The organism is Paenarthrobacter sp. YJN-D (genome assembly GCF_015040335.1).
Lineage (GTDB): Bacteria > Actinomycetota > Actinomycetes > Actinomycetales > Micrococcaceae > Arthrobacter > Arthrobacter nicotinovorans.
On the sequence record NZ_CP053549.1, the window covers coordinates 1609773 to 1629838 of the forward strand.

The window sequence follows — 20066 nt, forward strand, 5'->3', positions numbered from 1 at the left end:
CCAGCGCGGATCCGACGACTATTGCTGGGGCGGCTGGGGAGCTTCCTGGAGTAGTCGGCGGGGTTTGCATGGGGCGCGGCGCCGTCGCGGCGGTTGCCGCTGTGCCCGGCCGGGGCGACTCCGACGTCTCCGGCCGGGCCACGGTTTCACGGCCAGGTGTCCGGGAAGTGGGCTGGCAAGAGCCGATCTCCAGGGACTTGGTCTCCAGGCAGCCGGCTTCTAGGGAGCGGGTTGGCAGCGCGGACAGAAGTAGATGTCGCGTTCTTCGGTTCCGTCCGGTCCTGACAGCAGGCCACGGCGGATCGTGGCGCCGCATCGCCTGCAGGGTTGGCGTTCCCGGCCGTAAACCCAGTAACCGGGACGCAGGGCTCGTGGGCCCAAAGTGGTCCGGCGGCCAGGTCCAAGGTTTTCGCCCAGGAGGCGTTTGGCGTCGTTGACGGTCTTGGCCAGATCCGGGACTTCTCCGACAGGCAGGGCCGGGTGGATGCCCGAAAGGTAGCATGCCTCGCAGCGGTAAATGTTGCCGATCCCTGCCAGTTTCCGTTGGTCCAGCAAGGCGAAGCCGACCGTAACGTCCGGCTCGGCCTTCAGCCTGCGCAGGGCTTCTTCCTCGTCCCAGTCCGGCCCCAGGAGGTCGGGGCCGAGGTGTCCCACGATCTTGTCTTCCTCGGCGGTGGGCACGACTTCCAGGATGCCCAGGGAGAACCCGACCGCGTCGGCAACTGCCGTGCGAAGGACGCAACGTGCCGTGTGGCCCGGCTTGGTCCATCGACCACCCGGCGGGTAAATCATCCAGTTACCCTCCATTTTGAGGTGGGAGTGGATGGTCAGTGCCCGGGGTTTCCTGCTGGCACCGGGCTCGTCGTCAACGGGGCCGGTCAAGCGCATGAGCAGGTGCTTGCCCCTGGGGACCACTTCGGTCATGGTCCAGCCAGTCAGGTTGAGGGTGGCGAAACGGGGCACGCGGAAGTCGGAAGCTGTGATGACTTTGCCCGCCAAGGCCTCGTTGAGCCGGTTGGCGGCCCGCCAAATGGAATCGCCTTCAGGCACGGATCCGTAGTCCCTTCGGAGTGGAGTAGGCCCCCGCGGACGCCAAAGCAGCGGCAATCGGGGTGTCCAGGAGGTCGTGGCCGTTGACTTTCTCCATGAAGAGCTTGTCTACGGCTCCGCGACGCACCACATCAACCAGCGCCTGGGCGGCAACAGCCAACACGGGCTCTTCCTGGTTGAAGGTGAGCAGCGTCTTGCCGCCGCGTTCGACGTAAAGGACCAGGGCGCCGTCGACCATGACCACCAGCGCCCCCGCCTTGCGTCCGGGCCGGTGGCCGGACCCGGCGTCGACGGACAGGGCCGGCCAAGGGAGCGCTGCACCGTACGGGTTCGCGGGATCGGTTGCGGCCAGTGCAAGGGCAACGGGCTCCGCCTTGGAGATGCGGGCGTCTTCAGTGAATGACCGCAGCCGGTCCACCGTCGCGGGGACGGCGAACTGGGCCGCTCCGAGGTGCTCGATGAAGTAACCGCGGCGGCACCGCCCGGCTTCTTCGAGCCGTGCAAGGACTTTGTACATGAGGCCGAAGCCGCCGATGATGTTCTCCGACATGACCGAACCGCGGGTCACCACACCGTACCTGTCTAGCAGCAGCTCAGCGGTGCCCCGGGCATGGATGGTGGAGTCCAGTTCGGGCGCAGGCAACGCCGACCACCGGCCCACAGCCGAGGGTGGTGCCGGTGCAACGCCGCCGCTAACCGAGCCGTAGCGTCCGCCGGTGAGACCGGGCGAGCCCAGCAGTCCGGTCCCGTGCGAGCGGCCAAGCCTGCTCATCCGCGGAGTCCTCGCCCTGGGGGCCTTGGCAACTTGCCGGTGGGCTGTCTTGCCGCCGGAGATCATGGCCCGCACGGGGGCGAAGGTGTCTCCGGTGACGCGGCCGGCCCACACCAGGTCCCACAGGGCCGTCACGACGGCGTCGTCGCTGAGTACTGCGTCCATGCCCCCTGCCACTTCGGTAAGTTGCCGGAAGAAGTAGCCGCCTCCGGCGCTGAAGTGTTCCAGGAGCCGCTGCTGCGCGTCGCCCGGTTCAAAGTCAGGTGCGGGGTTGAGGGTCAGTTCTGCGGAATCGGCCACGTGCAGGCTGATCCAGCCGTCGTTTCCTGGCAGCGACCCGGCCCCGGACCAGAGGAGTTCACCGGCCGCCATCAGTTCATCGAGCATGGCTGGTTTGTAGTCAGCCACGCGGCTCGCCAGCACCAGCGGTTCCCACGCGGACGCCGGGATGGGTACTCCGGAGAGCTGGTCCACGGCCGTGATGATGCCGTCGAGTCCGCGGAGCGCCTGGCTGCGGGACTTTCCGGGGGTGGTCACGTTCTGCCATGCAGGAAGGAACCGTCCGTAGGCTGCTGTGTCCACGGGTTCCACTTCGGCGCGCAGCGCGGCGAGGGAACGACGCCGGAGCTTCCTGAGGACCTCGGCATCGCACCACTCGCTGGAGGGCGGTGCATCAAGGGTCATCAGTTCCGGTTCAACGGCTTCGGTGGGCTGCTCCGCCACAGCGTGCGGCCGGAACTCGCCTTCCACCACGCGGCCATCCCCGGCCAGGCGTTTCAGGGCGGTATTGACGACAGCGACGCCCAGACCCAGCCTCGATGCTGCCTCCGCGGCTGTGAAGGGCCCGTGGGTGCGGGCGTAGCGGGAAACGAGATCGCCCAGGGGATCGCTGACCGGTTCGATGAAGGCCAGCGGAACGCCCATGGGCAGCGGGACACCGATGGCGTCGCGGAGCCGGGCCGCGTCCTCCACCGCAGCAAAGCGTTCGACGCCGCCGATTGTCACCTTGAGTGCGCGGTTGGCTTTCTGCAGCGCAGCGAGGTGGGATTCGGCGTCGAACACTGTGCCGTGGGGAGCGGCCGGAGGTGTTTCCTCAACGTGGTCCGGATCGTCCGGGTCCAACGGATGGTCCAGCGGCTGGTCCGGCGTGGCCGGTTGCAGTGAAGCCTCCGGCTGTTCCATCCCTTGCAGCCGCTCGGCCACCTCGTCGATGCTGAGTGGGCCGAGGAGTCGCAGCAGGTCAGCGACTCCTTCCATCCCACGGACCCGGCGGTCCGGTGCAAGCCGTTGCAGCTCCATTTCGGTTGCGTCGATGACCGCGGCGTCCAGGAGTTCGCGCAGTTCCACGCGGCCCAGGAGTTCGTTGAGCAGCGTCGAGTCCAGTGCAAGGGCGGCAGCCCGGCGCTCGGCCAAGGGGGAGTCGCCCTCGTAGAGGAACTGGGCTACGTATCCGAACAGGAGTGACTTTGCGAAAGGCGAGGGCTGCTGGGTGGTGGTTTCCACGATCCGTAGTTCGCGGCGCTCCACGGATGCTGCAATGTCTTTCAGCGCCGGCAGATCGTAAACATCCTGCAGGCATTCCCGCACCGTTTCGAGCACGATGGGGAAAGAAGGGTATTTCCGGGCGACATCCAGCAACTGGGCCGAGCGCTGCCGTTGCTGCCACAGGGGTTGACGCTTTGCGGGATTCTGCCGGGGGAGGAGCAGGGCCCTGGCGGCGCACTCGCGGAATCGTGAGGCGAACAGTGCGCTGCCACCGACCTCTGCCGTGACAATCTGTTCAAGTTCTTCGGGGTCGAAGAGGAACAGCTCAGCTCCGGGTGGTTCGTCTTCCATCATGGGCACGCGGAGGACAATCCCGTCGTCAGCGGCCATGGCCGAGCCATCCAGGCCGTAGCGTTGCTGCAGGCGTTGTCCGACGGCGAGGGCCCACGGGGCGTGGACCGGCATGCCGAAGGGGCTGTGCAGGACCACCCGCCAGTCTCCGAGTTCATCGTGGAAACGCTCCACCACCAGGGTCCGGTCACTGGGAACGATTTCCGTGGCTTCCTTTTGTTCCCGGAGGTATTGCAGCAGGTTGCTGGCGGCAAAGGCATCCAGGCCGCTGGCTTGGCAGCGTTCCATGGCGGGGGCATCATCGGCAGCTGAGAGTTCCCGGATGAAGGCGCCCAGTGCTTTGCCCAAATCAACAGGACGGCCCAGGGAATCACCCTTCCAGAAAGGAAGCTTCCCGGGCTGGCCGAAAGCGGGGGAGACCAGCACGCGATCGTGGGTGATGTCCTCGATCTTCCAACTGGTGGCACCGAGGGCGAAGACATCGCCTACCCGGGACTCGTACACCATCTCTTCGTCGAGCTCGCCGACGCGGCGTCCGCCCTTCGCTGCGCGGGCAGAGGCCGTGGGTTCACTGCCGTCCGCACTGGCCGGGGAGGACGAGCCCTCAACTTCTGTGCCGATGATGTAGACGCCAAAGAGGCCACGGTCCGGGATGGTACCGCCGGAGGTTACCGCCAGGCGTTGGGCGCCGGGCCGGCCTTCGATGGTTCCTGCGTGCCGATCCCAGATGATGCGTGGCCGGAGCTCAGCAAATTCGTCCGAGGGGTAGCGGCCTGCCAACAGGTCCAAGGTGGCCTCGAACGCTGAGCGTGGAAGGCTGGCGAACGGCGCCGAACGACGCACCGTGCTGAACCACTCTTCGACGTCGATGCTTCCCAATGCCGTGGCTGCGACCGTCTGCTGGGCCAGGATGTCCAAAGGATTGGTAGGTATGCTCAGCCGCTCGATCTGGCCACTGAGCATCCGCTCGACGGTGACGCTGGTGTGCAGGAGGTCAGCCCGGTGCTTGGGGAACAACACGCCTTCGGAGATCTCGCCCACCTGGTGGCCGGCACGTCCCACGCGCTGCAGTCCGCTGGCTACCGACGGCGGCGATTCCACCTGGATCACGAGGTCCACGGCACCCATGTCGATGCCCAGTTCCAAGGAGGACGTGGCAACGACGCAACGCAGCCTGCCCGACTTGAGGTCGTCCTCGATCATGGCGCGCTGGTCCTTGGAAACCGAGCCGTGGTGGGCGCGGGCGAGGACAGGATCCGCGCCGGTGGTACTGCCTGCCTGGGCCATCATGTGCGCGGGGGTTGACGTGGAGGCCGGAACGGCAGGGTTGGGCTCGCCCGCGTTGGACTCGGGGGCCGCCCATTCCCCACCTCCCACTGCCATCAACTGGCGTTCGGCATAGATCTCATTCAAGCGGGCCGTCAGGCGTTCCGAAAGGCGTCGGGAGTTTGCAAAGACAATGGTGGATTGCTTGGACAGGACCAGATCCACGATCTGTTCCTCCACATGCGGCCAGATCGACGCCTGCGGTTGCAGCCCTGACGCAGGGCCGGAATCGAACGCTCCGGCAGCACCCTGCAGGTCCGACATGTCCTCCACAGGCACAGTGACCGTGAGGTTCCAGTTCTTCTTTGACGGCGGAGCGACGATTTCGACGGGAGCCTGGCCGGCCAGGAACTGGGCCACCAACTCGCGGGGCTGGACCGTGGCAGAGAGCCCGATGCGCTGCGCGGGTTTGGGAAGCAACGCATCCAAGCGCTCAAGGGAGACAGCCAGGTGTGCCCCACGCTTGGTACCCGCAACGGCGTGCACTTCGTCAATGATGATGGTGTCCACTTCGCTGAGCGTCTCCCGGGCACGGGACGTCAGCATAAGGAACAGGGATTCCGGGGTGGTGATGAGGATGTCCGGAGGGTTGGTCAGCAGCGTGCGGCGATCCGCCGCCGTCGTATCTCCGGAGCGAACGCCCACCGTCACCAGTGGTGCCGGCAATCCCAAGCGCTTGGCGGTCTGCGTGATGCCGATCAGCGGTGACCGGAGGTTTCGTTCGACGTCGACACCCAGCGCCTTAAGCGGTGAGATATAGAGGACGCGTGTTTTGGTTTTCGGACGCTTGGCCCGCCCCTTGCCGTTCGCCGGCACGCTCTCCAGCCCGGGCAGCGTGTCAGTGGGGGTTGCGTGGAGTCTGTCCAGGGCCCACAGGAAGGCGGCGAGCGTTTTACCGGATCCGGTGGGCGCTACGACCAAGGCATGGGAACCCGAAGAGATGGCATTCCAGGCGCCGTCCTGCGCAGGCGTGGGCTCGGAAAAAGCGCCGAGGAACCATTCCCTGGTTGCCTGGCTGAAACGGCTGATGGCGCCAACGGACGTCTGCGGCTCCTGCATTCATCCATCATGCCCCACGGCTCCGACAGAATAAGCCGGAACCGTGGGGGAGCGGTCAAACAGCCTGGAAGGCAGTGACTGTCAGCAGCTTGATCCCGGCGTTGCTGCACGCATCGTGCTGTTCGGCGACAAACAGCGAGGCAGTGTCATTCGGCGGGTAGATGCGCAGCCCGGCCGCAGGAACCTTGGTGCAGTCGCCGTAGTTGCCCGCCTGCGTGTAGCGGATTTCCGCCCACGCCGACTTGCCCGGAGCCAGCTCGATCTTGGTCACCGGGGTGGTGGTTTCGCGGGTCGCCGGTTCGCCGATCGGTTCGCCATTGGCGTCTGCCGTCAGGGATACCCCGGCGAAGCCCTCAACAATGCACGGAGCCGTTCCCGAGTTGGTCAGGATCAGCTTCTCGTAGACACTGCCGGCAGCTCCGCCACCAGTGGCATCGGTGGCCGCAGTCAGGCTTGCGGCCTTGCACTGTCCAACGGCTGCAGGAGGCGCGGACGTGGTGGTCGGGGTGGGAGACTGCGAAGGCGTCGTGGAGGCCGTCGCGGAGGGGGAGGCCGACGTCGACGATGCCGATGGAGTGGAAGAACTTGGCGGGGCACTGCTTGATTCCGCCGGGCTGGGGCTTGGCCCGCAAGCCGCAAGAAGCAGCAGCGAGGCGGCCGCCGTCGTCGTCACAAGACCGGTTTTGATGCGCTGAGTCCACATGGGCACCAGCCTTGCTTCGGCGGTGGCGCTAGTCAATTCAGCCACGGGTTACAGGGCAGATTGGCGCCCGGATCGTGATCTTCCGGGCGCCACCTGCACTGATTTACTTGGTGTCTGCCTTCACTGCGGCGGGCTTGGCCGAGCGGCTGCGGAAGAACGCCGCGCCACCGAGTCCGAGGCCCGCGATGCCTGCGATCAGGCCGGCCCAGCTCCGGGTCTGCGACCCGTCGTCGGTTACCGAGGACGCCTGCTCGGTGGAGACGCTGGCGGCAGCGTGGTGGTCTCCCGCAGCGTCCGCCGGGGTGATGGCGATGGCCGGAGCGGGCGACTTCAGGTCATCCTCGCTCTGGCCGTCCTTTGGAATCTCGATCCAGTCCGTCTTTCCCGTTTCGCACGTCTGGAACGTGGGGAAGTAGATGGTCTTGCCGGCAGCGTCAGGCAGCTTCACCGAGAGGACCAGGGCATCGCGCATGTGCGGATCCAGTGGCGCCTTGGCCGTGTACACGATCTGGCTGGTGCGCTTGGTGATGGACGTGCCGTCGTCCAGCTTCTTGGGCTCGGCGAGGTTTTCCGTCACCTTCTCCACGTTCCAGTTCGGGTTGACGGTGGGGGTTGCGTCGGTCAGTTCCTCGGGGAGGCTGATGGCAATCTTGGTGGTGCCGGACGTGCCGCAGCCGTGGGGAACGCTGAACGTCAACAGAGCGTAGGAGTTTGCCGCGGTCTTGTTGGGGTCGACGCCGACGTGGGCCGACGCCCCTGCGATACCGGCCATCATCAGGGCAGCGGTTCCACCGGCAACGGCGGTAGCGGACAGGGTACGGCGAAGCGAGGACTTCTTCATGGGGTTGCCTTTCGGGTGCGCCAAGTGAGGGGGCGCTGGGGTACGGGTTTGGGAGCCCGTCACCGTGCAAAGGCGTTTGCTGGCTTTGCAGCATTGGTGCTTTGCAGCTTGGGTGCCGGGCGGAACTAGCTAAGGACGACGACGGCGGGCGGGCCGCGGCGGCTGTCTTGCCTTAGGTTCCGCCAGGGGCGGGGGATGAAAACGTCAGGTGCGCCTACTGCGACAGGAGACGCACCGGCGTCGGGCCTGAACAGCAGCGTGGGCAGGGCAACCAGCGGTCGGAGCCACGCGGCCAGCTGCCAGAGCGCATCCTCGCCCTTGGCCAGGACCAGGGCAGACTCCAGGGTAGCCGCGACGTGCGCCATCAGCATCAGGACGCCCACGGTGGAACCAAGCTCGTGGGTATGTTCTGTCACCGTTTGCAGGGCAGGGTTCAGTGATTCGTTGCCGAGGTGGTGGGCTGTTCCTGGTGAGTCGGCAGCAACGGGCCCGAGGGCAGTGAAAGCCTCATGGAGTGCGAGTTGTCCTGCGCCAAGCAGCGCTGCCATGGTGACGGCGTTCAGCCGGAACCGGGTGGCCAGCGTGGTGGCCAGCGCCGTCAGCGCGAGCAAGGCCAGGAGCACCGGGGCCATAGGCAGCAATCCGCCGCCAATGACGTGGGCTCCGGCAGCCAAGCCAAGGATGACCAGCGCGATCGCGCCGGACCGCAAGGCGTGGAAGGGTGCCCGGGGCTGTGAAGTGCGCACGGGTCCTCCCTTTCTTCTTGCTTGTGTTGGCTTGTCGACGTGGACGGCAACGGCTTCGATTCTATCGGGAGTTCGACGCCGGTCTGGTCCCGGATGGGTTCGCTGCCGCGTCTTGGGCGGCGGCTGCCGTCCGCCCCGCGATTGCGCTGGCCGCAATGGTGATGAGCGCGCCCAAAAGCATCGCCGCGCCCTCGCCCGGTTGAAGAAGGTGCGACTGTGCGCCGATGGTTACGGCCGCCACGGGAACGCCGAGTTGGGATGCCGAGAGGACGGCCAGCGGCAGAGGCTGTCCAAGGAGCCGCATGGCGGCGTGAACCAAAAGGGTGCCCGCGCCAAGGCAGAGGCCCAGGAGAATCATTTGGGGGTTCGATCCGAGGTCGTTCAGGTTCAAGGACGCGCCAAGCCATACGAAGAAGATCGGTCCCAGGAAACCGTCACTCACTGCGAAAAGCTGATGGGCAAGCCGCCGGGGTTCACCCACGGCTGCCACGACAAGGCCAAAGGAGAAGCCGGCCAGCATCACGGACACGTGCCCAAAAACGGCCAGACCTGCCAAGGCAAACAACAAGGTCAACTGGATTCGTAGCTCCAGCGCGAACTTTCTGTCTTCGGAAACGTCGTGCAGGCGGCCGCGTGTGCCGCGGCGTTCCAAGGCGCGGAGGATGACGTACAGGAGCAGCGCGCTGACCGCTACCGCGGCGGCGCCCAGAGCTGCGCGGCCCGCGTTGGGCGGATCGACCGTCAGGGGGAGTGCCACGATGCAGGCTATGTCGGCTATCGCCACCTGGGCGGTCATGGTCAGTACCTTCGGTCCGCGCAGTCCCAAGGAATCGACGATCGGCAGCACCAAGGCGGCCGAAGACGACGCCAGCAACACGATGTACACGGGCGCATGGCCGGTTCCGAAAACGGCAGCGATCCCCAAACCCGTCACGACGGCCAGTAGTGCCGCGGCCCCCGCTCTGGTCGCGCCGCCGCCCACGGCGGCCCTGATCGCTTTGTCCCGTATAGGGACGTGCGTGCCGGCAACGAACATGATCAGCGCGAAGCCGACATCGGCCATCAACGTAAACGCAGGGTCCCCGGGGTCCACTGCCTGCAGGCCTGTCCGGCCAATGACGATGCCCGCCAGCAATTGGCCCAGGACAACAGGCAAATGCCATTTCCGTGGCAACGCGAGCAGCGGCCCCAAGAGGGCCGCTGCCGAGATCAGGGCGAGCTGAAAGAATGTCAACTGCTTTGCCCGGGCGTTGCTTTGCGCCGCGGAGTGAAGGTCGGACCCGGCGGTGCCGGGACGCGGGCCGGATCGGCTGTGGACCTACGACGGCGAAGCTCAAGTTTCAAGCTTTCCTCACCTCGGGCCATGGCCCAGTGATGGTTGGCGGAGAAGGCCGGTTTCAGAAGCCAGCTCAGTCTGCGTAGTAGCGGTTTGGCTGTGCTGACGCGCCAGTCGTAGGTGATGACAACTTCGGGGCCGTCGGTTTCGAACGTCCAGCGGCCGGTTCCGTTCAGGTCGCCCTTGGCTGTGAGTGCGAAGCCGTCAAGGGTGACCGGTTCGGTGATGGTGAGCCGCCACCGCAAGGTGTAGGGGAGCCATCCCTTGGTGTAGAGGTCGAAGGAAGCACCCACGCCGTCGGGGCCTCCTCGGGCTACCGGTGTGACAGTGAGGTAGACCGACGGCCACCACTCGGTGAGGGTTCCGGCGTCGCCGAGGATGTCCACGACTTCCTCACGTGTGCCGGCCACTCGCCACACGGTGACGAACTCGTAGTCCGTGCTTTTGCCTTTTTGCTGTGATGACCTGGCCATTGCCGCCTCCACGGTCCGTGAGGTTCCGAGGGTGCCATGCGGCATCCGGCCTAAATCTACTCCTGGCCGCGGCGAAGGGTTAGATCCCGGCTCTTTGCCTTCACGAAAGTCCCGAAACCTCGCCCCTCGACGCGCTATTTGCCGGTTTTCAGCAGTTTGTCCATGTCGAACAGGGCTTCAAGGAGGCCCGCGGTCTCGGTCAGAGGCTGGTCGGATCGGCCACCGCAGTTTTCAACTGACTTGGAGTAGCGCTCCCCGCCGCTGTCCCGGATGGTGATTTTCGATCCCGTGCCTCCCGTGCAACCGGGTTGGGGTTCGCTGATCTTGGCGGCACGGGAGGGCAGGGTTTTTGCCGAGTCCAAGACCTGGGTCCACGTATCAGCCGGCATGACACTGGTTTCCTGGCCCAGCACGTCGCCATATGAGTCCACGGTGATGGATGCCTCGTTTTTCGAAGCTTTGATCACGTAGCTGCGGTGGTACTGGGGCGGGACGGAGCTGTCGCGGAAGCTGTACTCGACAGTTGTGGTGCCGGCATCCAACTGAAGAGGAGCGGAGCCGGCGCAGGATGTGGCCATTCCCGCACAGAAGACCGCCAATGCGGCCAACACGATGCGTCGACGCATGTGGATTCCCCTTGTTTCGATGGCGGCAGTGGCCTTTCCGAAATGGCTTATTGGTGGACGACCACTGCTCGAAAAATACACCACAAAGACGCTGAGAATACAGAAAACCCCCGGTTTCCCGGGGGTTTTCATTGGCGGTGACGGTGGGATTTGAACCCACGTTGGCTTTTACACCAAACAACATTTCGAGTGTTGCACCTTCGGCCGCTCGGACACGTCACCAACTGAAATAGGGTACCGGAGTCGGGGCCGGTTCCCCAAAACGGGCCCGCGGGAAGCCGTCGGCAGAACCACCCCAAGCCCCGCGAAACAAGGTCAACTTCCATCCGAAGCAACCCACCGATAGATTCATAAGCATCATGACTATTCCTCGCGATCAAGTGCACGAAGCCCACGCCTACTGGGTCACCAAGTCAGGCGATGGCGAACTACGCCCTGAGTCCTTGCCGCCGAGGCAAAAGGAAGAAGCCCTGGTCAGGACGCTGTACTCAGGAGTCAGCCGCGGAACCGAGCGCGTGGTCCATGAAGGCCGCGTCCCGGAGCGGGTCGCCGATCTGATGCAGGCTCCGCACCAGGAAGGCGACTTCCCCGGCCCGGTGAAGTACGGGTACCTGAGCGTTGGCACCGTCGAAGAGGGCCCGGAGGAATGGCGGGGAAAGACTGTCTTCAGCCTCCACCCGCACCAGGACTTTTACATCGTTCCCACCAGCCAGCTCACGGCTATCCCCGCGGACGTCCCGGCCCGCCGCGCCGTACTGACCGGCATCGTCGAGGTTGCCATCAATGCCCTCTGGGAAGCCGGACCGAGGCTGGGAGACCGGGTCGCCGTCGTCGGTGGTGGCTTGGTGGGTGGCGTCCTGGCGACGCTCCTGCGGAAGTATCCGCTGGGCCGTCTGCAACTGGTGGATGCCGACCCGGAGAAGCGCAACCTCGCCGAAAAGCTCAGCATCGAATTCGCCGAGCCTGAGGACGCAGCCAACGACAACGACATCGTCTTCCACTGCTCCGCCTCCAACGACGGCCTGAAGCTGAGCCTGCAACTGGCCGGTGATGATTCGGACGTCATCGAACTTTCCTGGTTCGCGGACAAGGAAGTGACGCTCCCGCTCGGCGAGGACTTCCACGCCCGCAGGCTGAACATCCGCTCCAGCCAGGTGGGCGCCGTCGCTCTCCCCAGGAGGCACCGGCGCACCAACGCCCAGCGGCTTCAGGAAGCGGTCAACCAGCTCAAGGATCCGCTGTTCGATACGTTCCTCAGCAGCGAATGTCAGTTCCAGAACCTGCCCACCACACTTGTTAAGTTGTTCGAACGGCCCGGCGGTTTCTGCCATGTGGTCGCGTACCCAAACCCGGAGGATTAGTACATGTTCAGCCTGACCGTCCGACGCCATTTCATGATCGCCCACAGCCTTCCCCGTGAAGCGTTCGGCCCGGCGCAGGGCCTCCACGGGGCCACGTTCGTTGCCGAAGTCAGCTTCCGCCGCCAGAACCTCAACGACGACGCAATCGTCCTGGACATCGGCGCAGCAGGCGGCATCCTCGAGGAAATCCTTGAAGACCTGAACTACAAGAACCTGGACGAACACCCCGCGTTCAAGGGCAAACTTTCCACCACCGAGGCACTCGCAAAGCACATCGCAGACGCCATGGCCACCCGGATCCAGGACACCGAAGACGGGCCCGCGCTCGCTGGCATCGATGTCGTCCTTCGCGAGAACCCCGACGCCTGGGCGGGCTACTCGCTGGAGCTTCCGGCCAAGTAAGTGCACATCCGCTTCCTGGTTCCGGGGAACGTCAGGCACGGCTCCGGCGGCAACAAATACAACGCCAAACTCGCCGAGCACCTGACGGCCCTCGGCGCCTCGGTTGAGACGGTAACCGTCGACGGCGACTGGCCGGTTGGCAGCCCGGCGGACCGGCAGCGGTTCGCGCAAGCGCTCGACGGCGGCACCACCGTGATTGCCGACGGCTTGGTAGCGAGTGGGGCTCCGGAGGAGATCGCCGGCGCGGTCAAAGCCGGAACCAAGGTCTGGATCCTCTCGCACATGGCATTGGCGGAGCACGGTGACCTTGAGTCGAAGGCGTTGGCGGCCGCGACCGGGATTATCTGCCCGAGCCTCCACTCCGCCGCTGAATTGCAGGCTAAACACGGCTCCCTGGACATAGCGGTGGCCACCCCCGGCGCGGAACCAGCAGACCTCAGCGCAGGTTCACAGCCCAAGCACATCGTTGCTGTCGCGGCGTTGCTGCCCAACAAGGACCAAGCACATTTGGTAGAGGCCCTGAGCCAGATAAAGGACCTGCCCTGGACCGCAGCGCTCATCGGTTCGGAGGAAGCTGACCCGGCGTACGCGGCCGAGGTGAGGGCCGCCGTCGAACATCACGCGCTGCAAAACCGCATCCGTGTCACCGGCGAGCTAACCGGCACCGCACTCGAAGAGCAGTGGCACCAAGCCGACCTCAGCGTCCTGCTTTCGCACTCCGAGTCCTTTGGGATGGTGGTGACCGAATCGTTGGCACATGGTGTCCCGGTCCTTGTCCGGCAAGGGACAGGTGCAGTGGAGGCACTGGGCGGTACCGGAGCGGGCGCGGCGTGGGATATCCGGGAAGCTCTCGCGGACACTCTCCGGAGCTGGCTGACGGACGTCGAAATCCAAGGGTCCTGGCATGAAAACGCCATCCGGGCCCGCGACAACCTTTCGGGCTGGGACAACACTGCTGCGATTGTTTTGAAAGCCGTGACAGCTTCGCCCTGATAACCGGGTGCAGAATGGGGCCATGACCAGCATCGCGCCTGCCGCAGACACCCTGACCCCTGAACGGCTCCGGGCCTGGGCCTGGCACAAGCAGGGCCTGGACGGTTCGCTCCAAGGCAAAACCTCAGAGGAAGTCTTGGACCACGCCGGTTGGGCCCGATCCGTAGGCGGCGCCAACCCGTACCTGACTCTGTTCGCCAGGGCAGGAACCAGTCGCGAACAAGCTGACAAGGACGTCAGGGCGCTCAGAATCCACGAACTCCCGACCGCCCGCGGATGCACGTATGTCCTGGGCCAAAGTGACTACCCGTGGGCTCTCCAGATCGGCCGCGACGCCGCGATTGCCCCGTTCAAGGTGCTGGCACGGCTCGGCGTGGAACGTGGCGAGATCACCCTCCTGGAGGGCGAAGTGGAACACGCCCTCAAAGAGTCCAGTGAGCCAATGGACCCCAAACAACTCAGGGACGTGCTGGGCGATTCGGTCCGCAGCCTGGGTGAGGAAGGCAAGAAGAAGGGCGCCTCCACCACGCTGCCCACCGCCCTGGGGCTACTGCAGGCGGAAGGCCGCATCCGTCGCGTCCCGGTCAACGGCCGCCTGGACCAACAGCGCTACGCCTACACGAATTGGGGCCTGCCGCCCAGCGATATGGACGACGACGGCGCCCGCCGCCTGCTGCTGGAACGGTACTTGCGCTGGACCGGGGGAGCGACGTTCAAGCAGACCCAGTGGTTCACTGCCTTTACGGTGGCCCAGAGCAAGGCAGCGCTCGCCTCCATTGGTGCCATGGAGGTGACCACGGCCAGTGGAGACGTGCTCTGGATGCTGCCTTCCGACGTCGAGCGTTTGGCGGACTTCGAAGAGCCGGGTGACGAACAAATCCAGCTGTTGGCAGGCACAGACTCATTGGTCCTCCACAGGCGCAATTCGGGGGACATGTTCGCCGATGAGGACAAGGGAAAGAAGGTCCTGGACACCACGCTGGCACTTCAGGCCGACCTGCCGGACCACCCCATCCTGGATCGCGGGCGGATCATCGGACTATGGCAATACGATCCCGGTAAGGAACGGATCGCGGCGTGGACTTTTGACGCTCCCACTGCAGCTGTGAGCCAACGGATCGCCGAGGTGGAGGCCTGGATCCGCGATGAACTCGGCGATTTCCGTTCGTTCAGCCTGGACTCCCCGGCATCACGTCAGGTGCGGATCGACGCGTTGGACGCGGCGGCAGGGCGGTAGGGCACCATCAGCCCGAACCGTACGGCCGGGTGATCGCCTCCAGGAAATGTCCGTCGGGGTCCGCGAAATAGATGCCGCGGCCGCCGTCGTTGTGGTTGATCTGTTGCCCGCGGGAACGTGCAGGGTCGGCCCAGTAGGGCACGTGTTCTGCGGTGATCCTGAGGAAGATCTGGTCGAACTCTTTTTCACTGACCAGGAAGGCATAGTGCTGGGGTGTGATGTCCCCGTCCGCGTCCAGGAAATCCAGTGTCACGCCGTTCTCGAAGGACACCGTGACGAAGGACCACATGGGCTTCGGTGCCGGGAGCCCGAAGATCCGGGCAAGGAACTCTGCGGATCGCTGCTTGTCCGTGGCGTAAACGATGGTGTGATTGAACGAAACTGTCATGGCTTGCTCCCGTGAAGGAAGGGATCAGGATGGGCGGTGCTCTACAGCGTGTTCCGCCGGAGCGTGTCCTGCCGGAGCGCGATGCGAGGCGAAGAAGTCCTTGAGGAGCGCCGCACATTCTTGCTCGCGGACCCCGGCGTAGACCTCCACCCAGTGATTGAGGCGGCGCTCGCGGAGGATATCGAACACGGATCCCGCCGCTCCTGCTTTCTCGTCCCACGCGCCGAAAACGACGCGGGGAATGCGGGCCAGGACGATCGCCCCGGCACACATGGCGCACGGCTCCAGGGTGACCACCAGGGTGCAGTCCTCGAGCCGCCAACCGTCGCCGCCTTCGCCCAATTCAAGCGCGTGCCGTTGCAGCGCGGCGGCCGCCTGGCGGATCGCCACCACCTCGGCATGGGCGGTCGGGTCACCGTGCGCCTCCCGTTCGTTGCGTCCGGAACCCAGCACGACGCCGTCGGGCCCCAGCACCACGGCGCCGATCGGGACGTCGTCGGTTTTCAACGCCAACCGGGCTTCGTCCAGGGCAAGGCCCATCCAGGCCAGGTGTCCTGCGTGATACGGCTCGGTGGCGCTCATGTCTCAATGATAGTTTTGGGGGATGCGCACACTCGTCGTGGACCACCCGCTGGTCGCTCACAAGCTCACCGTTCTGCGGGACAAGAACACCCCTTCACCGGTCTTCCGGCAACTCACCGAAGAACTGGTCACCTTGCTGGCTTATGAAGCCACCCGCGAGGTCAAGGTCCAGCCAGTAGAGATCGAGACCCCCGTCACCAAGACCATCGGCACGGCTTTCACCAAGCCCACGCCGCTGGTGGTCCCCATCCTGCGCGCAGGGCTGGGCATGCTGGAGGGCATGACCAAGCTGGTTCCCACGGCCGAGGTCGGTTTCCTGGGCATGGCCCGCGATGAAGAAACACTGGATATCATCACCTACGCCGAGCGCCTCCCCGAGGACCTCACAGGCAGGCAGATCTTTGTCCTGGATCCCATGCTGGCAACCGGCGGTACGCTCCGGGAAGCCATCAAGTTCCTCTTCAAGCGCGGCGCCTCGGATGTCACGTGCATCTGCCTCCTCGCAGCCCCCGAAGGCCTGTCCAAGCTTGAAGAAGAGCTGTCCGACGCCAACGTGAAGATCGTCCTGGCCTCGATCGACGAGAAACTCAACGAAAAGTCTTACATCGTGCCCGGCCTGGGCGACGCCGGCGACCGCCTCTACGGCGTGGCTGGCTGACTCACACCCCTACCGGTTTCCCGGCGGCCCCGTTAGCCTGTGGCGCATGGACTGGAAACTTGAACTGGTATTTGTCCCTGTGTCCGACGTCGACCGCGCGAAGGATTTCTACGTCAACAAGGTCGGTTTCAACGCCGACTTTGACGAGCGTCCCATGGACGGCATTCGCTTCGTGCAACTGACCCCGCCGGGTTCGGCCTGCTCCATCGCTATCGGCGAGGGCTTGTCAGATGCTCCTCCAGGTACCGCCCCTAACCTGCAGGTGGTGGTGAGCGACATCAACAAAGCCCACGATCAGCTCAAGGCAAACGGCGTGGACGTCAGCGATGTCGACATCCAGGACTGGGGCCACTTTGTGTACTTCGCCGACCCCGACGGAAACAAGTGGGCCCTCCAGTACTTGCCGCAGCGGCCGAACGGCTAAGTCACACAGCAGCACCACGTCCCGCGGGTGCGGCAGGATGGAACCATGAGCCATCCTGCCGAGCCTGCCTCCCCGCCGGTGCTGAATGCCCGTGCCGTCCTTTTCGACATGGACGGCACCCTGGTCGATTCCACGGCCATCGTGGAACAGGTGTGGCTGGAGTTCGCCCAACGCTATGGCCTGGACTTCGACGAGATCCTCCGCACGTCCCACGGCGTCCAGGCAGGCGATACTGTGCGCCGCTATGCTCCCGCGGGTTCCGACATGGAGGCGCTGACTGCCGAGCTCGGTGCAATGGAGCGGTCCCGGACGGACGGTGTGATCGCGCTGCCCGGCGCCGAAGCGCTCTTGGCTGGCCTGCCGGACGAGGCCATTGCGTTGGTTACCTCCGCAGACCGCATCCTGGCAGAAATCCGCATGCAGGCCGCCGGGCTCCCCATGCCGTCCACCACCGTCACCGCAGAGTCCGTCACCCGGGGCAAGCCGCATCCGGAGGGCTACCTCAAAGCGGCCGCGCTGCTGGGAGCCGAGCCGGCCGACGTCGTGGTTTTCGAAGACGCACCGGCAGGTATCGCGGCTGCGCGGGCCGCGGGGATGCGGACTGTTGTGGTGGGCGACGCAGGCGGCGGCCTTGAGCCTGGCATGTGGCGGATCCTGGACTACTCAGCCGTGACGGTCACCGTCGTGAAGGATGACGACGGCGGCCACCTCCTGACGCTGACCCTCTAGCTTTCAATTCGTACTGTTCCAGCCCGTTAACCGGGCGTAGGCTGTGCGCATGTCTGCGATGCCGGAGGCTTACGGTGCTGCATTGGAACGGGCCATGGTCCATGCCGGTGCTTGGCTCACGTCAGTGCCTACCCGCCCTGTCCGTCCTTCGTCCGACGCCGACCAGGTGGCTAAAAGCATCCTGCCGCGGCTGCCTGATGAGGCCACCGATGCCGCCGAGGTAGTGGATGAACTCGCCGCTTTGGCTGAACCCGGCCTCATGGCCATCCAGTCCGGCCGGTTCTTCGGATGGGTCATGGGCGGGACCCTGCCCGCAGCCATGGCCGCCGATTGGCTCGTGTCGGCATGGGACCAGAACACCGGACTCCGCTTCGCCACACCGGCGGCGGCCGCCATCGAGGAATCCGCGGCTGCCTGGCTGCTGGACCTTCTCCACCTTCCGGCAACGTCCGACGTCGGATTCACTACCGGTGCCACCACCGCCAACTTCGTGGGCCTGGCAGCGGGACGACAGTTTTTGATGGATGAGGCAGGCTGGGACCTGGAATCGTTGGGACTCAACGGTGGGCCGCGCATCACCACCTTTGCCGGCAGGGAGCGCCACGCCGCCGTGGACCTGGCGCTGCGGTACCTGGGTTTGGGAGCATGCGTCCCTGTTGAAGCGGACCGGCAGGGAAGGATCGTTCCCGAAGCTTTGGCTGCGGCCATGGATGAGCAGCCCGGACCGTCGCTGGTCTGCCTGCAGGCGGGCAACCTGCACTCAGGCGCTTTCGACCCGATGGAAGAAGCCATCGCGGTGGCCCACGACCGCGGAGCGTGGGTCCATGTTGATGGTGCTTTTGGTTTGTGGGCAGCCGTCAGCCCCACCCTGAGGCCGAGGCTGGCCGGCGTCGAGGAGGCAGATTCCTGGGCAACGGATGCCCACAAAACCCTGAACGTTCCCTATGACTGCGGATTGGCGATCGTCTCGCGGCCGGAATCCCTCCGCCGCGCGTTCAGTGTCCACACCAGCTACCTGATCGCCACGGAAACAGGCCTGGGGGATCCGTTGGAGAAGGTTCCTGAGATGTCCCGCCGCGCACGCGGTATCCCGGTGTGGGCTGCGTTGCGGCAGCTGGGCCGCTCCGGTGTGATCGCCATGGTGGACAGGCTCGCAGCGAACGCACGGGCGTTGGCGGAAGGCCTGGCCGCTATCCCTGGGGTTGAGATCCTCAATGATGTGGTGTTCACCCAAGTCTCTGTGAGCTTCGGCAGCGATAACCGGACCCACAGGATCACGCAGCGGCTCATGGCCGAGGGGGCGGTGTGGATGTCCGGATCTTCCTGGCGCGGCCGGGAAATCCTCAGGATCTCGGTGAGCAACTGGACCACGGACGCCGGGGACGTTGCAGCGTCCATCGCAGCCGTCCGTGGCGCGGTTGAGGCGGAACCTGAAGAATAGACGCCCGTTACTGTGCCCTGGCCTGCGGCAGCTCAATGCTGTGGGGACGGTGGGCGGACTTCTGCCCGCGCAGGACGACGCGTAACCCTGCGGCCACCCGGGCGGCCGATCCCGTCAGAACCAGCGCGGTCAGGGCGCCCGGCAATAAACCGAGGGGATTGGACGTCAGCAGGACCACAACGACGAAGACCGCAGCCCACCCCAGGGCGCGAAGTACTCTGCCGGGAATACCGCTTCCCGTTTCCGCCACCGCACCGAGCTCCCTCCTAAGCTCACGGACGGGGACCCGTCCCCGGGCGAGGTCGCGCATCAACCGCGCCATACCGCGCAGATCGGCAAAGGCTGTCCGTACGACGTCGACGCTTGAGTTGGGATCGTCAGTCCAGTCCACGGGGACCTCGTGGACGCGCAAACCGCAGAGCTCGGCGTCGATCATGAGTTCAGTGTCAAAGAACCAGCGGTCGTCTTTGATGTAGGGGAGGAGCTTGCGTGCGGCGTCGGCCCGGATGGCTTTGAAAGCGCACTGGGCATCGGAGACGTGGGCGCCCATGAGGGTCCGCAGCAGGGCGTTGTAGCTGCGGGAAATGATCTGCCGCTGCGGGCTCAGGTTCGTGTGCGAGGCCGGTGACAGCCGGGTGCCGACAGCGACATCCGAGTGCCCGGAGAGCAGCGGGGCCAGCAAGGGTGCCAAAGCGGAAAGGTCCGCCGGCAGCTCGGCTTCCATGTAGGCCAGAATGGGCGACGGCGAGTTTTGCCAGACCTGGCGGAGTGCGTTCCCACGGCCTCTGTCCTGGAATCGGACGACGAGAAGTTCGGGCAGTTCCCGGGCCAGGCGCTCGGCTATCCGAAGCGTACCGTCCGTACTGGCGTTGTCGGCAACAGTGATCCGGAACGCGTGCGGCAGTGACTCCATGAGGTGGCTGTGCAACCGGCGGAGGTTCGCCTCTAGCCGCGCTTCCTCGTCGCAGACGGGCACGGTGAGGTCCAGGACAGGAACCCGGGCGGGGACGCCCACGCCCGGGTCCTGCGGGTGGTGGACTACGGTCCCTGGATCCGTGATGGTCATGGATCCAGAATGAAGGA

The 20066-nt window shown here is 65.2% G+C and carries 19 protein-coding genes and 1 tRNA gene; 8 read left to right on the plus strand and 12 right to left on the minus strand.

Going from position 1 to position 20066, the window contains the following annotated elements; genetic code table 11:
• Positions 1–219: 219 nt before the first annotated feature.
• The 9 genes from HMI60_RS07670 to HMI60_RS07710 all read right to left on the minus strand — a co-directional run bounded on the left by HMI60_RS07670 (position 220) and on the right by HMI60_RS07710 (position 10990).
• Positions 220–1050, minus strand: coding sequence for an Fpg/Nei family DNA glycosylase (locus HMI60_RS07670; protein WP_193590879.1), 831 nt, complete (start codon positions 1048–1050; stop codon positions 220–222).
• Positions 1043–6043, minus strand: coding sequence for a DEAD/DEAH box helicase (locus tag HMI60_RS07675; protein WP_193590880.1), 5001 nt, complete (start codon positions 6041–6043; stop codon positions 1043–1045). The genes HMI60_RS07670 and HMI60_RS07675 overlap by 8 nt, the downstream gene beginning before the upstream one ends.
• 55 nt (positions 6044–6098) lie before the next feature.
• A complete protein-coding gene (locus HMI60_RS07680) occupies positions 6099–6746 on the minus strand; it encodes a DUF4232 domain-containing protein (RefSeq protein ID WP_193591151.1) in 648 nt (215 codons plus the stop codon).
• A gap of 103 nt (positions 6747–6849) precedes the next feature.
• Positions 6850–7587, minus strand: a complete 738-nt coding sequence (locus HMI60_RS07685; RefSeq protein WP_193590881.1) for a YcnI family protein — start codon at positions 7585–7587, stop codon at positions 6850–6852.
• A 125-nt stretch (positions 7588–7712) separates the two neighbouring features.
• Positions 7713–8333, minus strand: a complete 621-nt coding sequence (locus HMI60_RS07690; RefSeq protein ID WP_193590882.1) for a hypothetical protein — start codon at positions 8331–8333, stop codon at positions 7713–7715.
• 61 nt (positions 8334–8394) lie between these two features.
• Positions 8395–9567, minus strand: coding sequence for a cation:proton antiporter (locus HMI60_RS07695; RefSeq protein WP_193590883.1), 1173 nt, complete (start codon positions 9565–9567; stop codon positions 8395–8397).
• A complete protein-coding gene (locus HMI60_RS07700; RefSeq protein ID WP_193590884.1) occupies positions 9564–10142 on the minus strand; it encodes an SRPBCC family protein in 579 nt (192 codons plus the stop codon). The genes HMI60_RS07695 and HMI60_RS07700 overlap by 4 nt, the downstream gene beginning before the upstream one ends.
• A 134-nt stretch (positions 10143–10276) precedes the next feature.
• On the minus strand, positions 10277–10768 hold the full coding sequence (locus HMI60_RS07705; RefSeq protein WP_193590885.1) for a hypothetical protein: 492 nt from the start codon (positions 10766–10768) through the stop codon (positions 10277–10279).
• Between the two features lie 132 nt (positions 10769–10900).
• A tRNA-Ser gene (locus HMI60_RS07710) sits at positions 10901–10990 on the minus strand.
• Between the two features lie 137 nt (positions 10991–11127).
• Here HMI60_RS07710 and HMI60_RS07715 point away from each other — a divergent pair.
• Genes HMI60_RS07715 through HMI60_RS07730 form a run of 4 tightly spaced genes read left to right on the plus strand, consistent with a single transcriptional unit; the run spans position 11128 to position 14761 of the window.
• Positions 11128–12129: a zinc-binding alcohol dehydrogenase gene (locus HMI60_RS07715; RefSeq protein WP_193590886.1), complete on the plus strand. Its 1002-nt coding sequence runs from the start codon at positions 11128–11130 to the stop codon at positions 12127–12129.
• A gap of 3 nt (positions 12130–12132) precedes the next feature.
• Positions 12133–12531 carry a 6-carboxytetrahydropterin synthase gene (locus tag HMI60_RS07720; protein WP_018777978.1) on the plus strand — a complete coding sequence of 133 codons (399 nt, stop codon included), beginning with the start codon at positions 12133–12135 and terminating at the stop codon, positions 12529–12531.
• Positions 12532–13524 carry a glycosyltransferase family 4 protein gene (locus HMI60_RS07725; RefSeq protein WP_193590887.1) on the plus strand — a complete coding sequence of 331 codons (993 nt, stop codon included), beginning with the start codon at positions 12532–12534 and terminating at the stop codon, positions 13522–13524.
• A gap of 22 nt (positions 13525–13546) precedes the next feature.
• Positions 13547–14761: a DNA glycosylase AlkZ-like family protein gene (locus HMI60_RS07730; protein ID WP_189076137.1), complete on the plus strand. Its 1215-nt coding sequence runs from the start codon at positions 13547–13549 to the stop codon at positions 14759–14761.
• Positions 14762–14768: 7 nt separating this feature from the next.
• Here the strand turns inward: HMI60_RS07730 and HMI60_RS07735 are convergent, their stop codons facing one another.
• Both HMI60_RS07735 and HMI60_RS07740 read right to left on the minus strand, forming a co-directional pair.
• Entirely contained in the window at positions 14769–15149 is a 381-nt protein-coding gene (locus HMI60_RS07735; RefSeq protein ID WP_193590888.1) for a VOC family protein, read from the minus strand.
• Between the two features lie 24 nt (positions 15150–15173).
• Positions 15174–15731: a nucleoside deaminase gene (locus tag HMI60_RS07740; RefSeq protein WP_193590889.1), complete on the minus strand. Its 558-nt coding sequence runs from the start codon at positions 15729–15731 to the stop codon at positions 15174–15176.
• A gap of 22 nt (positions 15732–15753) precedes the next feature.
• On the opposite strand from HMI60_RS07740, the gene upp reads away from it, so the two are divergent.
• From upp to HMI60_RS07760, 4 genes are read left to right on the plus strand one after another with little or no spacing between them, the layout of a single operon-like run.
• On the plus strand, positions 15754–16389 hold the full coding sequence (gene upp, locus HMI60_RS07745; RefSeq protein ID WP_018777973.1) for a uracil phosphoribosyltransferase: 636 nt from the start codon (positions 15754–15756) through the stop codon (positions 16387–16389).
• A gap of 46 nt (positions 16390–16435) precedes the next feature.
• Entirely contained in the window at positions 16436–16813 is a 378-nt protein-coding gene (locus HMI60_RS07750; protein WP_018777972.1) for a VOC family protein, read from the plus strand.
• 45 nt (positions 16814–16858) lie between these two features.
• Positions 16859–17542, plus strand: coding sequence for an HAD-IA family hydrolase (locus tag HMI60_RS07755; protein WP_193590890.1), 684 nt, complete (start codon positions 16859–16861; stop codon positions 17540–17542).
• Positions 17543–17591: 49 nt separating this feature from the next.
• Entirely contained in the window at positions 17592–18983 is a 1392-nt protein-coding gene (locus HMI60_RS07760; RefSeq protein WP_193590891.1) for an aminotransferase class V-fold PLP-dependent enzyme, read from the plus strand.
• Between the two features lie 7 nt (positions 18984–18990).
• Here the strand turns inward: HMI60_RS07760 and HMI60_RS07765 are convergent, their stop codons facing one another.
• Entirely contained in the window at positions 18991–20049 is a 1059-nt protein-coding gene (locus tag HMI60_RS07765) for a glycosyltransferase (protein WP_193590892.1), read from the minus strand.
• Between the last annotated feature and the right edge of the window lie 17 nt (positions 20050–20066).